Annotated in this window: 12 protein-coding genes; 9 read left to right on the forward strand and 3 right to left on the reverse strand. The window is 63.0% G+C overall.

All coding sequences use genetic code 11. The features are described from left to right. Window positions 1–6 precede the first annotated feature (6 nt). Window positions 7–129, forward strand: a complete 123-nt coding sequence (locus E1956_RS47440; protein WP_256377799.1) for a hypothetical protein — start codon at window positions 7–9, stop codon at window positions 127–129. Here E1956_RS47440 and E1956_RS32820 read toward each other — a convergent pair. Continuing rightward, window positions 126–1,247 (reverse strand): NADH:flavin oxidoreductase/NADH oxidase, encoded by a 1,122-nt coding sequence (locus E1956_RS32820; RefSeq protein ID WP_134757042.1) that lies wholly within the window; start codon window positions 1,245–1,247, stop codon window positions 126–128. The two genes, E1956_RS47440 and E1956_RS32820, sit on opposite strands and share 4 nt — an antisense overlap. Before the next feature lie 342 nt (window positions 1,248–1,589). Between E1956_RS32820 and E1956_RS32825 the strand changes: the two genes are divergently transcribed. From E1956_RS32825 to E1956_RS32850, 6 genes are all read left to right on the forward strand, one after another. Next, complete coding sequence (locus E1956_RS32825) at window positions 1,590–2,051, forward strand: hypothetical protein (protein WP_134757044.1); 462 nt, start codon at window positions 1,590–1,592, stop codon at window positions 2,049–2,051. Between the two features lie 108 nt (window positions 2,052–2,159). Next, window positions 2,160–3,881, forward strand: a complete 1,722-nt coding sequence (gene poxB, locus E1956_RS32830) for a ubiquinone-dependent pyruvate dehydrogenase (RefSeq protein ID WP_134757046.1) — start codon at window positions 2,160–2,162, stop codon at window positions 3,879–3,881. 35 nt (window positions 3,882–3,916) lie between these two features. Then, window positions 3,917–4,198 (forward strand): YciI family protein, encoded by a 282-nt coding sequence (locus E1956_RS32835; RefSeq protein WP_134757048.1) that lies wholly within the window; start codon window positions 3,917–3,919, stop codon window positions 4,196–4,198. Window positions 4,199–4,722: 524 nt separating this feature from the next. Beyond that, window positions 4,723–5,379 carry a c-type cytochrome gene (locus E1956_RS32840; protein ID WP_134757050.1) on the forward strand — a complete coding sequence of 219 codons (657 nt, stop codon included), beginning with the start codon at window positions 4,723–4,725 and terminating at the stop codon, window positions 5,377–5,379. A 214-nt stretch (window positions 5,380–5,593) separates the two neighbouring features. Further along, a complete protein-coding gene (locus tag E1956_RS32845) occupies window positions 5,594–6,661 on the forward strand; it encodes a porin (RefSeq protein ID WP_134757052.1) in 1,068 nt (355 codons plus the stop codon). A 468-nt stretch (window positions 6,662–7,129) separates the two neighbouring features. Next, window positions 7,130–10,054: a winged helix-turn-helix domain-containing protein gene (locus E1956_RS32850; RefSeq protein ID WP_134757054.1), complete on the forward strand. Its 2,925-nt coding sequence runs from the start codon at window positions 7,130–7,132 to the stop codon at window positions 10,052–10,054. Window positions 10,055–10,090: 36 nt separating this feature from the next. Here the strand turns inward: E1956_RS32850 and E1956_RS47760 are convergent, their stop codons facing one another. Both E1956_RS47760 and E1956_RS47090 read right to left on the reverse strand, forming a co-directional pair. Next, window positions 10,091–10,402 (reverse strand): DUF3331 domain-containing protein, encoded by a 312-nt coding sequence (locus tag E1956_RS47760; protein ID WP_418789331.1) that lies wholly within the window; start codon window positions 10,400–10,402, stop codon window positions 10,091–10,093. Continuing rightward, on the reverse strand, window positions 10,368–10,655 hold the full coding sequence (locus tag E1956_RS47090) for a hypothetical protein (RefSeq protein ID WP_232071937.1): 288 nt from the start codon (window positions 10,653–10,655) through the stop codon (window positions 10,368–10,370). The genes E1956_RS47760 and E1956_RS47090 overlap by 35 nt, the downstream gene beginning before the upstream one ends. A 264-nt stretch (window positions 10,656–10,919) precedes the next feature. Here E1956_RS47090 and E1956_RS32860 point away from each other — a divergent pair, with 264 nt between their 5' ends. Further along, window positions 10,920–12,797: an amidohydrolase gene (locus E1956_RS32860; protein ID WP_134757058.1), complete on the forward strand. Its 1,878-nt coding sequence runs from the start codon at window positions 10,920–10,922 to the stop codon at window positions 12,795–12,797. A gap of 34 nt (window positions 12,798–12,831) precedes the next feature. Next, the gene (locus E1956_RS32865; protein ID WP_134757060.1) at window positions 12,832–13,515 is read left to right on the forward strand and encodes an HD domain-containing protein; all 684 of its coding nucleotides are present in this window, start codon (window positions 12,832–12,834) and stop codon (window positions 13,513–13,515) included. The last annotated feature ends 21 nt before the right edge of the window (window positions 13,516–13,536 follow it).

A 13,536-nucleotide genomic window follows, 5' to 3' on the forward strand; every position in this document is an offset into this window, starting at 1 on the left:
CCGAGGATGACCGATCACACGATCGCCGCGTGGTCGCCCGCCGGTGTTTCGTCGCGTGACGGCGCCGGGCTGCGCCGGCGCGGGAGCGAAGCCGTTGCCGGCCTCATGCAGTCTTGCGTCGAACGCTAGGACGCATTCGGGCGTGCGATCTTCGCGCCCGCCCACAGACCGCGCTTGCTGCGTTCATATTGAGGCGGATAGGACACCGAATCCTCAGCGCCAAGCTTCTCGGCGGCATGCCATACCCAGCGTGGATTGTCGAGCAAGGCGCGGGCGAGCGCGACCGAATCGGCGTTGCCTTCGGCCACGATGGCCTCTGCCTGCTCGGGCTCGACGATCATGCCGACCGCGCGCGTGTGCATGGCCGTGCCCGCTTTCACCGCGGCCGCGAAGGGCACCTGGTAGTTGGGCGCGACCGGAATGCGGGCGTGCGCGATGCCGCCCGTGCTCACGCAGACGTAGTCGGCGCCGAGCGCCTGCAACGCCAGCGCAAGGGTGGTCGTTTCCTGCACGTCGATGCCCTCGGGCAGCCAGTCCGATCCCGTGATTCTCAGGCCCAGCGAGACCGAGGGCGGCAGCGCCTCGCGCACGGCGGCCGCCACTTCCAGCGGAAAGCGCATGCGATTGGCCAGGTCCCCGCCGAACGCGTCGTCGCGATGGTTCGCCACGGGGGAAAGGAACTGGTGAAGCAGGTAGCCGTGCGCCGCGTGGATCTCGACGACGTCGAAGCCGAGGCGCGCGGCGCGTTTCGCCGCCGCCACAAAACTGTCGCGCACGCGCGTCATGTCCTCGCGCGTCATCGCGGCAGGCGTGTGCCAGCCTTCGCCCCCGGCCAGTGCGGAGGGCGCTTGCGTGGGCCACGGATCTTCGTGTGGCTGTAGCGCGCCGCGGCCTTCCCATGGGCGCTGCGCCGAGGCTTTGCGGCCGGCGTGATTGATCTGTATGCCCCAGCGCGTGTCTTCGGACGCGACCTTTCGCGCCGCGGCCATCACGCGTGCCAGCGCGGCTTCGTTGCTGTCGTTGTACAGGCCAAGACATCCATGCGTGATGCGCGCGTGACGCTCGACGGCGCTCGCTTCGAGTACGACCAGACCCGCCCCGGAGATGCCGAGCTGCATGAGGTGCATCAGGTGCCAGTCGTTCGCGCAACCATCGTCGGCGCTGTATTGGCACATCGGTGAAACGACGATGCGGTTCGCAAGGCGGACCGGGCCGACAGATACTGGCGAAAAGAGCATGGAATTCATTTCGTTTTCCTTCGGAGGGACTTGGGCGGGACGATTCGCGCGCTCGTTCAGGAGATTGTGGTTTTACGGCAGGCGCGACACAACTGAAGAGATGTGAAGAGATCTGGCCAGAACGCGTTGACGAACTCAAAGGCGAGACCGCATTGAGTGCGACGCAATGGGGAACGTTGGGGCGTTTGAATTCCGTTCAGCACTCGTCAGACCGATTAATCCGGCCATTGACGACTTTTCAGGTATTGCCGCGAATAATGCTCTCAGGTCGCTATGTGCCACGCACCACCGCTCTGCGGGCAGGGTGCGGGAACCGAGGCGTGCGGCCTTGACCTGAAACGGAGCACGATCATGAATCTGGAAGACATTCAACCTGCCTTGACTGGCGACACCAGCATTCCGGATTTCGGGAGCGCTTTGAGCGCCTATGCAGAGCCGCTTCGTACCCATAGCGCGTGGAAATGGAACTGTGTTCCACGGCTGCTTATTCTCGCCGTGTGCATGTGGTCGCTGGCACTGGCATGGATCGAGCTGAACATAGCGAGCCCGGATTCGACTGCAATGTGCGCGGTCGTTGTTGCGAAAGCGATATGGGTCGGTGCGGGCATCCTCGCGATCCTCGCCAAGCGATATTGGCGAGGGATTTTTGCGTTTCTTTGCTGCGCGAGTGTGCTGGCGGTGGGGCCGGCGCTCCCTTCGGCCCTTGCGATATCCAAACCGATTTTTATGGTGTTGCTCACCGAGTGCGTGCTCAAGACGCTATGTCTGATCTCGCTATTGAGCAGGCGCTTCGCACGGCAGGCAAGGAATTAAGAACAATTCAGACAGGCTTTGGCAAACGGGCATTCTGATTCGCCATACGCTATGGCTTTCGCGCCGTGCAGGGTGCGTTTCGACAGGCTTGTTTTCAAGGAGAGGGAAATGTCAGGGCAAACGATCGCAGGATATCTCGCGCGAACCCTCGCGGCGGCTGGCGTAGAACGCATCTGGGGCGTGACCGGCGACAGCCTCAATGGACTCGCCTACAGCCTCGACCAGGTGGGCACGATCCGCTGGATGCATACGCGCCACGAGGAAGCCGCGGCTTTTGCAGCAGGCGCCGATGCGGCGGCAAGCGGGCGCCTCGCCGTGTGCGCGGGGAGTTGCGGACCCGGCAATCTGCATCTGATCAACGGGTTGTTCGACTGCCATCGCAACCATCAGCCTGTACTCGTGATAGCAGCCCATATTCCGTCGACCGAGATTGGCCTGGGCTACTTTCAGGAAACGCATCCGCAGGAGCTGTTCAGGGAGTGCAGCCATTTCGCAGAACTCGTGACCAACGCGTCGCAATTCCCACGCGTGCTCGAACGCGCGATGCGCACGGCCGTGGAAGAGCGTGGCGTGGCGGTCATCGTGCTGCCCGGCGACGTTGCCTTGAGCGAGGCCGCCGATGCGGTGCCGCGATGGAGCCCCGGCGGCACGTCTGCCATCGTGCCCGCGGACACGGAAATCTCCCGGCTTGCCGCGCTGCTCAACGGCAGCGAAGCAGTCACGCTCATGTGCGGAAGCGGCGTGGCAGGCGCTCACGATGAAGTCGTCGCGCTGGCCGATGCGCTCGGGGCGCCGATCGTCCATGCCCTGCGCGGCAAGCCCTTCATCGAGTACGAGAATCCGTTCGACGTCGGCATGACGGGACTCATCGGCTTCAGTTCCGGCTATCACGCGATGATGTCGTGCGACACGCTGCTGCTGCTCGGCTGCGATTTTCCGTACCGTCCGTTCTATCCACCCAACGCGAAGATCGCGCAGATCGACCGCAAGGGCGGCCAGCTCGGACGCCGCGCGCCGCTCGATCTGGGGCTCGTGGGCACGGTCAAGGAGACACTTGCCGCGCTGCTGCCGAAGCTGCAGCGCAAGACCAGCCGCGGCTTCCTCGAGAAGGCGCTGGCGCACTATGTGTCGGCCCGCCAGGGCCTTGACGACCTGGCTCGACCGTCTGCGCCGGGCGAGCCCATTCATCCGCAGTACCTCACGAAGGTGATCGACACGCTCGCGGCCGAGGATGCGATCTTCACGGCCGACGTCGGGACGCCGACATTGTGGGCCGCACGCTACCTCACGATGAACGGCAAGCGGCAGTTGCACGGATCGTTCAATCATGGGTCGATGGCCAACGCCATGCCGCAGGCGCTGGGCGCGAAGGCGGCCCAGCCGCAGCGCCAGGTGATCTCGCTCTCGGGTGACGGCGGCTTGTCGATGCTGCTCGGCGACCTGCTCACCGCGCGTCAGCTCGACTTGCCGATCAAGGTGATCGTCTATAACAACAGCCTGCTCGGATTTGTCTCGATGGAGTTGAAATCCGCCGGCTATCTCGACACCAATGTCGACCTGAGCAAGACCGACTTCGCGGCCATTGCGCAGGGCGCCGGCATCTACAGTTTTCGCGTGGAAGAGTCGGAGCAACTCGAAGCGGCCCTCGAGAGCGCGCTGGCTCACCCCGGCCCGGTGCTTGTCGACGTCGTGACCGCGAAGCATGAGCTCGCCATGCCCCCGAAGATCGAGCTCGCCCACGCCAAGGGGTTCAGCCTGTACATGCTGCGTGCCGTGCTGAACGGCCGGGGCGACGAGATCATCGAGCTCGCGAAGACCAATCTGCGTTAGACCCGGAGCGGGCGATCGTTCACGGAGGAGCGAACATGCATTTCATTGTCTATTGCATCGATCATCCAGGCATGGTCGAAAGGCGACTCGCCAACTATGACGCACATAAGGCGTGGCTCGAGACTTCGCCGTTGCGCACGCTGATATCGGGGCCTTTGACCGAACTCGACGGCACGATGATCGGCAGCTTTTTTCTTTACGAGGCGGACGATATTGAGAACGTCCGCGCATTCGCTTCCCGCGACCCGTTCAACGTGGCAGGCATCTGGGAGACGGTCGATATCCGGGCGTTCTTGAAGCGTGTTGACAACCGCTGATTGCGGATCATTGACTCAAGGCGCCAGGCCGCGCATGTTCGCGCGACCGCGACCGCGACCGCGACCGCGACCGCTGGCGATGTCCTTCTGCCTTTTAAGAACGATTCAGGCTTTAGCCAAGACTCTTATGAACCCACATCCTATGATCGATACTGGATGTGCAGGGTGAGCATCGGATCTGACGAATGACGGCCAGGCGCAGGGAGGCCAGAGTCTTGCCGAAAATCGATCGGGATCACCCCGAGCCACTTGCAAGCGGGGAGTTTGTTTGCAATGGCGGTGCGTAAGCCCCTGAATGTCCAGAAAGTAGTGTCGAGCAGTGTCTCCTCGTCTTGTCGGTCGCTTCGGCCTCCCCCGCCGGAGTGACCGATTTTTTCATGAGCATGGCTCGGCCAGGGCGCGCTCCCGTTTCAACAAAACCGGTCAATTTGGTAAGTGACGCGATTGATCGTCAATAACGTAAACGTATCCTTATCTTAAGCTTCTCTTAAGCTCCACTTCACCGGAGCAGAGGAGGCGGGTCAATGAGGAGAAGCGCATCGGCGCGGTACGCAATCGCGCTTGCATGGGGCACGGCTGCGGTGCTCGCATCACTTGCGGCCATGGTGACGAACGCGCGTGCCGACGAAATGCAGGCTCGGGTACACGACCTCGTCGTGAACCGGTGCGCTGCATGCCACGGCGTGGACGGCAACAGCGTCGCTGAAATCTACCCACGGCTTGCCGGACAGTATCCCCCCTACCTCTACAAGCAGCTCACGCAGTTCAAGGGCGGGCCCGATCTCAAGCCGTTGCGTCACAGCGCGGTCATGCAGGCCATGGTAACGGATCTCAGCGATGCCGATATGGAGGCGCTCGCGCAGTATTACGCTGCTCAAACGCCCACCCAGGGCGCGACGTCACATACGGATTTGGCCGAGGCCGGCAAGGAGATCTATACCCACGGCGGCGCGGGAGGCGCACCTGCGTGCATTTCGTGCCATCGGGCAACGGGCGGTGGTATCGCGCCGGACTTCCCGCGCATTACCGGGCAGCACGAAGCGTACGTCAACGAGCAGCTCCACGCCTGGAAGGACGGCCAGCGCGGAGGCAAGGGCAAGCTGATGAGCCTGATCGTGCCGCTCCTGAGCGACGACGAGATTGCTCAGGTCTCGGCCTATGTGGCCTCGCTCAAGCAGTGACCGCGAAGTACGCCGAAGCCGACTATCGGGGACCTGGGCGCAGCTTGCGGCCAGGTCCCGCACGTAAGCGCCACGTGTATTAGGTCCAGTCGAAACACAAAGTTTCGACAGATTGCTTGGAAAATAATCAGGAATACGAATTTACTTAACTATTTGAACGCCCCGTGCGAAATCGCGGGCAGTGTTCAAACACGCTCAGAAATGGAGACCATTGATGTACAAGAAGGTATTGGCTGCCTCGGCCCTCTCGCTCGCGCTTGTGGACGCGCATGCGCAATCCAGTGTGACGCTCTCAGGCATTATTGACAGCGGCATCAGCTACAAATCCGGTGCGAACGCGGCTAACAACAGTCAATGGGCGTTCGGGTCGGGCAATCTCGTGACGAGCCGCTTCATTCTTTCCGGCGTGGAAGATCTGGGCGGCGGCACGCAGGCACTGTTCAGGCTCGAGTCGGGCTTTCTGTCCGGCACGGGCGCGATGACGAACGCGCGCCTGCCCGCCACGGCTGGCAGCTATCTGTTCGACCGCGGCGCGTGGGTCGGGCTCAAGCAGGCGAACCTCGGGCAGTTGTCGTTCGGTCGCCACTACACGCCGTTCGTCGAGGTGCTCTACCAGTCGGACGCGAGCGGTTTCGAGAATTTTGCTTCGGTCGCGAACACGATCTATCAGACGCTCACGGGCTTTACCGGCGTGCAATACACGTGGGCCAACAATTCGGTGAAGTACACCTCGCCGACGTTCTATGGCTTGACGGCGAGTGCGCTGGAAAGCTTTGGCGGCGTGGCTGGCGACTTCGAGAACCAGCGCGTGCGCTCGGCGGCGCTCTACTACACACTCGGACCCTTCTCGCTGAACGGCGGCTACATCGACGGCAACGACCCGACCGGGCTGACCAACAAGACTGTCGCGCGCGCCTATACCGTATTCGCCGACTACACCTTGTCGAAATTCAGGGGCAGCCTGAACTTCATGAACTTCAAGAACCCGGCGACGGGCTCGAGCCAGGACTACTACTCGGTTGGCGCGCAATACCGGATCACGCCCGCCGTCCAACTGGTTGCCGACTATACGTATCTGTCCGATCGCGTGAACAGCGACCGCAACGGCTATTTCTACAAGCTCGGTGTGCATTATTTCCTGTCGAAGTCCACGAATGTTTATAGCGAAGCCGGCCTCTCGCACAACAATGCGCTCGGCACGACCGGCGTCGCGAGCGTGTTCCCGTCGGCGCCGGGCCTCAAGCAGCGTTCCGTCGTAGTGGGGATGGAGCACTTCTTTTAACGAGCGCTGGATCACTCGACTTTGAGGATCGAGTTCATTATCTCCATCTGACCGGGTGAAGTGCGCGCATAGCGGAAATCCTCGAAACCCGGCTTAGGCCGGGTTCGGCGCCTGGTCGCGAGCCTTTACGATCTCACGCAAATGCGTTCCGATTCGCCACCCGAAATCGGCAACGCTCGGCGCAACACGTAGCGTTTGCTGCTGTGCGATTTTCTGCTATCGCGGTCATTCCATCAGGACATGACCCGGTGCCAAATCATCTCTGTTGCGCCCGAATCTGAATCGGTATGCTCCTCAACGAGCATACCGCTATCGCGCCACGTCATATCGTCGTACGAACCGCGTGCAGCGCATTTTCGTCCAAGACGCCTCTTTTTACCTTGTGTAGACTGCGCGCTGCGCAAGGTCGTAGATTAGATACGAGTTATCGAAGTCACTGCGATCTCGCCAAGTCTTTGGGAGAGGACCATGATTCGGATCGGCTCATTGCTAGTCAACTTCGAGCAGCGAAGCATTCAGCAAAATGGCCTTTCGAGGCGGGTCGGCGCGCGCGCATTCGATATCCTGGAGGAGCTTTATCGTGCCGAGGGCGCCATCCTGTCGAAAGACGAGATCATGGATAACGTCTGGCCTGGTCAGATCGTCGAAGAGAATTGCATTCACGTCCATATCGCATCGTTGCGCAAGCTCCTTGGCGCGGATCGCGATCTGATCAAAACCGTACCTGGCCGGGGCTATCTTCTTGTTGTCAGGCACGCCAGTACGGTGGAGGAGCGTGCGCCTGTCAATCCGGCGCCCCAGATCGAAATGCGGGCGCCGCCCGTTTCGCCGCTGATCGGACGCGACGCCGAGATCGAACAGCTCATCAACCAGATCGATCGGAATGTGGTCACGACGGTCGTGGGTGCTGGCGGTATCGGCAAAACGGCGCTGGCCCTTCACGTCGCAAACGTTACGCGCGGCCGTTATGGTCGTTCGGTATGCGTCGTCGATCTGACTAAATCGTCCTCGGACGAGGCAGTCCTCGCAGCTCTCGCCGATGCGCTCAAAGTGCCCCCGGAGGACGCACAGGGGGATGCGCAGCGCTGCACGGACGCGTTGTTCGATGTCCTCGCCGCGTCGCAGTGTCTCCTTGTGCTCGATAACGCCGAGCATGTGATCGACGCCGTGGCGCACCTCGTGGAAACGCTCGTCTCGCGCATTGCGTCGGCGCGCGTGCTCGTGACCAGCCGCGAAGCCCTGCACATCCGGGCCGAGTCGGTGCTGCGCCTCGAACCGCTCTGCGTGCCCGAGAGCGGGCTTTCGGCCGGCGCGATGCTTGAGTATTCGGCGGTTGATCTGTTCCTGAGCCGTGCCCGATCGCTCGCCACGGACTGCGCAACCGACGGCAATAGCATCGCAATGGTCGCCGATATTTGTCGGCGACTCGATGGCCTGCCGCTCGCCATCGAGCTCGCCGCCGCGCGGGTGGCGACCCTCGGCGTCGAGGGTGTCGCCTCGCGGCTCGACGACCGCCTGAACCTGCTCACGGGCGGATTGCGCTCGGCGTTGCCGCGGCACCAGACCTTGCGTGCGACGTTCGAGTGGAGCTACGGGCTGCTCGACGAGCCTTCGCGCGTTCTCTTCAGGCGCCTCGGGTGCTTTACGGGAACGTTCATGTTCGACGCCGCCTTCGCTATTGCAACCGAACCTGGCATGTCGGTCGCAGCGGTGGTATCGAGCCTCGGGGAACTGGCCAAGAAGTCGCTTTTGAACGTAATGTTCGACGGCCCCATTGCGACTTATCGGCTAACCAAAAGCACGCGCGCCTATGCGTTGGAGAAACTGCACGACGAAGGAGAGTTCCATTTCGTCGCGGCCCGGCACATGCGCTACATGAAAGAGCGGATCGAGGAGAATGGCCTCGTCCTTGCCGAAGCGGGCCGTGCCGGCGCCCCCTTCGACGCTCGCCTTTCGCTGGACGACGTCCGCACCGCATACGATTGGGCGTTCTCCGAGAACGGCGACCCTGCACAGGGTGTTGCTTTTGCGGGGGCGCTGGTGGGGACGCTGCTCGACGCATCGCTCTTGTACGAATGTTGCGAGCGCGCGCGACACGCGTTGACCGTGCTCGAAACCCTGCCTGCCGGATCTGTCGATGCCCTTTGCGAAATGCGGCTCTGCGCGGCCTATGCCTCCACGCTCGTCCATGTAGGCGATAACGTGGATGCCGCGATCACGCATTGGCAACGCGTATTGCGCCTGGCGCAGCAAACCCGTGACGACACCTTCGCGGCGCGCGCCCTGTGGGGACTCTGGAACACCACGTTGGCCACGGCCGACGTTCACGCATCGCTGCGCCACGCAACGCGCTTCGAACAGGCGGCGCTGCGCAGCGGATCGAACTGGAAGCAGCAGCTGGCGGGTGCGATGGTAGCCATTTCGCTCCATTGCTTCGGCGAGCACGAGCAGGCCCGCGCGCGCCTCGAGGAAGCCGTCACGGCGCTTGGCGAACTGGACGCAGCGGACGCCTCGCGCGGCATTCTGTACGCCGAGCCACGGGCGTTTTGCAACTGCACGCTCGCGCGCATCGCCTGGCTGCAGGGCAAGCCGGCGCAAGCCATGCAGCTCGTCGAAAGCTCGCTCGACCCTATCCGCAGGGACGTGCTGGAGCCTTCGCTGAGCCATCTGCTTGCTGTCGTGGCGGTGCCGGTCGCACTGCAATGCGGCGATCTGCAAGCTGCGTCGTGCTATCTCGCTCTGTTGCGTTCGCAGGTGGCGAGCCACCGCTTCGCCGTCTGGGAAGACTACGCCGAATGCCTCGCCGTCCAGATCGATTTTCACTCGGGCGAGGAAGCATCGGTGCTCGCCAGATTGGAGCCGGCGCTCCAGCGGCTCGCTGCGCGCGGCTTGCGGCGCGTGATTGCGCCGTTCATCGTCCTGTGGGCCGAAGCGCTCGCACGAGCCGGCCGTTTCGCGGAGGCGGGCGCGAGACTCGACGCTGCGATTGCCTGCAGCAAGGCGCATGGCGAACATTACTTCGTGCCTGAACTTCTGCGAGCCAAAGGCTGCGTGGAACTTCAACAGGCCCGCGCGCATGACGGCGGCGCACCTGAGCTGAGCACGCATTGCGAAGCGCAAGGCCGGCGTTTTCTCAACGACGCCATGGCGCTTGCAAGCGAACACGGCGCTTCGATCTGGGAACTGCGCGCCGCGCTCGATCTCGCCACACACTTGCTGGAACGCAACGAGACAATCGAGGCTGCGGCGCTAGTCTCGCGTTTCGATGGCCGCTTCGACCTGAATTCGCAGGCTCCCGATATCCGGTCGCTCGCCGGAATCCTGCGCAGACTGAAAGGCGCAACCGCGGCGAGCACCCATGCGGACGCGCTCCCCGGCAATGGCCGCTTCTAACGCTATTCGTCAATCCATCACGTCGTATCTGTGGCCCTAAAGCGCTTGCGCGGCCAATGCTTCGGGACTTTCCAGGACGCAAGCGAGAATCGAGTGCTCGGCGTTGACGGGGCGAAGCCCGCGTACACAGGGGCGGTAGATCGCGTCTCCGCGTTCGACGGGCCTGCCCGACAGGGAGCAAACCGTCTTGCGGCGAGAGTGGGAGCGCCTCCAGATCTGATCGGCGTAATGGCCGCATGTGGCGTCGTACCAGCAGATCGAGACAGCGGTGCTCGAAAGGCGCTCGAGTACGTGAACATAGCCGGGATGTGCGCTAACCGATGCCGACTGCGACGTTCTCATCAACATCGACGCTGGCGTTGCGCGGCGTTTTCTGTTCCCCAGCTGCGAGGCATCCGCGGCCGCAGATGAACACGAAGCATGCTGCAGCGCGATGATGGTTTGCTTCCACGCCTCGTTGTTTGCACGAGAATCCATTGAGTCGCTCCTTGGCAAATGGGCGCGACAGGCTCCAGGCGCTGTCACGCGGACACGCTTGCTCTTCGGGGAGGTGCATGAAAGAACATCGCGTCGGGGTCGAACGGATGCTTCCATTGTTCATCGTGCTTCCTGAAACGTCCTTAGTTTGAGGATGAAGTTTCCTGAACGAAGCGGGTCGGGAGGCGTCAACAAAGCGAAAGTGACCTTTTCCCGTGCGTCGCCCTGGCTTTCATGATGATTAAGGTGGCGGTCAGGACTTTCAGCTCATGCCTGCGTAAACTGGGCGCTCTGCGGTGCCGGGCCATTTCCCCATGCGCGCGGCGGCGTCGCCGTGCGCGATTCCGAAGCGACCGGCGCAAGCAAACAAGGCAAGGAGAGCGAGGACATGAGCGCGCCCATCGAACCGGCCCGCATTGCCGATCTGGTGATTTACAACGGCAAGATTGCGACTCAGGACGAGCAGCGCTCGTTCGTGACGGCGCTCGCCGTCGCCGACGGCCGGATTGTCGCGAGCGGCAGCGACCGCGATGTGATGCAATGGACGGGCACAGGGGCACGCTGCATTGACCTGCATGGGCGCACCGTCATTCCGGGTCTCAACGACTCGCATCTGCATATCATTCGCGGCGGCCTGAATTTCAACATGGAACTGCGCTGGGACGGCGTGCCCTCGCTTGCCGACGCGCTGCGGATGCTCCGCGAGCAGGTTGCGCGCACGCCAGCGCCGCAATGGGTGCGGGTGGTGGGCGGCTGGAACGAGTTCCAGTTCGTGGAGAAGCGCGGCCCGACGCTCGAGGAAATCAACGCGATTGCGCCGGATACGCCCGTCTTCATTCTTCATCTTTACGATAGTGCGCTGCTCAATGCGGCGGCGCTGCGCGCCGTCGGCTACACGAGGAACACGCCCAACCCGCCTGGCGGCGAGATCCAGCGCGACCGCCGCGGCAACGTGACGGGCATGCTGATCGCCAGGCCGAACGCGGGAATTCTCTACGCGACGCTCGCGCAGGGGCCGAAGCTCCGGTTCGACGATCAGATGAATTCCACGCGCCAGTTCATGCGCGAACTGAATCGTCTCGGCGTGACGAGCGCGATCGATGCGGGCGGCGGATACCAGGCGTATCCCGACGACTACTCGGTCATCATGGAACTCGCGAAGCGCAACGAGATGACCGTGCGCATTGCCTATAACCTGTTCACCCAGAACGCGAAGCGCGAGATCGAAGACTTCGCGAAGTGGGTGAGGGACACCCGGCCAGGCGACGGCGACGACTTCCTCAAGGTCAACGGCGCCGGCGAGATGCTCGTATTCTCCGCCGCGGATTTCGAGGACTTTCTGGAGCCGCGGCCGGATTTGCCAGAGGACATGGGGCGCGAGCTGGAAGCCGTCGTGCGGCTGCTCGTGCAGAACCGCTGGCCGTTCCGCCTGCACGCGACCTATGAAGAATCTATCAGCCGTTTTCTCGATGTCTTCGAGCGTGTGAATCGCGATACGCCATTCGACGGGCTGCGATGGTTCTTCGACCACTGCGAGACGATCTCCGAGCGGAACATCGAGCGGGTCGCGGCGCTTGGCGGCGGCATTGCGATCCAGCATCGCATGGCGTTTCAGGGCGAGTACTTCATCGCCCGCTATGGCATCGAAGCCGTTGGCCGCACGCCGCCGGTGCGCAAGATGCTGGAGGCCGGCTTGCCGGTGGGCGCCGGAACGGACGCCACACGCGTTGCGAGCTACAACCCGTTCGTGGCGCTTCACTGGCTCGTGTCGGGGCGCACGGTGGGCGGCACGCCCATGTATGCGCAGCGGGATCGCCTCGACCGCATGGAAGCGTTGCGGCGCTATACCCTCGGCAGCGCATGGTTCTCGAATGACGACGGGAAAAAGGGCGCGCTCGTGCCGGGACATCTCGCGGATTTCGCAGTGCTGAGCGAAGACTATTTCACGATCGACGAAAGCGGAATCAAGCAGCTGACTTCTGTCCTGACGGTGGTGAACGGTCGCGTGGTCTACGCCGATGCGGAGTTCGAGGCGCTCGCGCCGCCCGCGTTGCCGGTCAGCCCGGACTGGTCGCCGGTCGCGCAATTCGGCGGCTACGCCCGCTACCGTCCGGCAGCAGCGCTGCAACAGTCGTGCGGCGATGCCTGCGCGAATCTGTGCGGCATCCACCGGCATGCGCATGCGTGGGCCTGGCGCAGCGCGGCACCCGTCAGCGATGCGAACGGTTTCTGGGGCGCGCTCGGATGCAGTTGCTTTGCAATTTAGGCTGCATGTCAGCAGCGATCATACGGAGTACGCAATGAGACCTGCACTTGCGGCGTCGTCGGACGAAGTGGCGGGCGTGCGGATTCCAAAGACCGCGTTTGCGACGCGCGCCGCCGAATATGCCCGCGCTGCGCTCGAGCCCGTTCTGGTCGGGCACGCCCACCGGGTCTTCGTGTTCGCGGCGCTCGCTGCCCGCCGCGAGAACCGTGCCTGCGACGCGGAAAGGCTCTTTGTGGCGGCGATGTACGCGAACATGGGACTCAGCGCGGCTTATGCCCGCTCGACGGAGCGCTACGAGGTGGACAGCGCCAATGCGGCGCGCTCGCTGCTTGCCGGCGCCTCCCCACGGGTGGCCGAAGATGTGTGGCGGGCCATCGCCTTGCACACCACGCCCGGCGTTCCGGTGCACGTATCCGCGCTCGCGCATTTGCTGGCGCAAGGGGCCGGGACCGATCTCATCGGCATGGACTACGACGCGTACACATGCGCCGAACGTAATTCGATTCTCGCGGCCTGGCCGCGCGGCGAAACGTTCGACGAAGACATGATCCGCGCGATAGCCAGAGGGGTCGCGCATCGTCCGCACACGACGAGCGGAACGTGGAGCGCCGACATTCTTGCGCGCACGGATCCCGACTATTGCCGACTGAACTTTTGCGGGCTGATTCTCGGCTCGCGCTGGAACCAGCCGGGCCAGGGTAGCGCTTTTCACGGCTGAACGACGACGGCCGCCCGGCTT

It is taken from the genome of Paraburkholderia pallida (assembly GCF_004524855.1).
GTDB classification, from domain to species: domain Bacteria; phylum Pseudomonadota; class Gammaproteobacteria; order Burkholderiales; family Burkholderiaceae; genus Paraburkholderia; species Paraburkholderia oxyphila.

What these genes read in the sequence shown, in the direction of transcription:
- E1956_RS47440 (WP_256377799.1), top strand. Translation starts at nt 7, where the DNA reads ATGACCGATCACACGATCGCCGCGTGGTCGCCCGCCGGTGTTTCGTCG.
- E1956_RS32820 (WP_134757042.1), bottom strand. Translation starts at nt 1,247, where the DNA reads ATGAATTCCATGCTCTTTTCGCCAGTATCTGTCGGCCCGGTCCGCCTT.
- E1956_RS32825 (WP_134757044.1), top strand. Translation starts at nt 1,590, where the DNA reads ATGAATCTGGAAGACATTCAACCTGCCTTGACTGGCGACACCAGCATT.
- poxB (WP_134757046.1), top strand. Translation starts at nt 2,160, where the DNA reads ATGTCAGGGCAAACGATCGCAGGATATCTCGCGCGAACCCTCGCGGCG.
- E1956_RS32835 (WP_134757048.1), top strand. Translation starts at nt 3,917, where the DNA reads ATGCATTTCATTGTCTATTGCATCGATCATCCAGGCATGGTCGAAAGG.
- E1956_RS32840 (WP_134757050.1), top strand. Translation starts at nt 4,723, where the DNA reads ATGAGGAGAAGCGCATCGGCGCGGTACGCAATCGCGCTTGCATGGGGC.
- E1956_RS32845 (WP_134757052.1), top strand. Translation starts at nt 5,594, where the DNA reads ATGTACAAGAAGGTATTGGCTGCCTCGGCCCTCTCGCTCGCGCTTGTG.
- E1956_RS32850 (WP_134757054.1), top strand. Translation starts at nt 7,130, where the DNA reads ATGATTCGGATCGGCTCATTGCTAGTCAACTTCGAGCAGCGAAGCATT.
- E1956_RS47760 (WP_418789331.1), bottom strand. Translation starts at nt 10,402, where the DNA reads ATGTTGATGAGAACGTCGCAGTCGGCATCGGTTAGCGCACATCCCGGC.
- E1956_RS47090 (WP_232071937.1), bottom strand. Translation starts at nt 10,655, where the DNA reads ATGAACAATGGAAGCATCCGTTCGACCCCGACGCGATGTTCTTTCATG.
- E1956_RS32860 (WP_134757058.1), top strand. Translation starts at nt 10,920, where the DNA reads ATGAGCGCGCCCATCGAACCGGCCCGCATTGCCGATCTGGTGATTTAC.
- E1956_RS32865 (WP_134757060.1), top strand. Translation starts at nt 12,832, where the DNA reads ATGAGACCTGCACTTGCGGCGTCGTCGGACGAAGTGGCGGGCGTGCGG.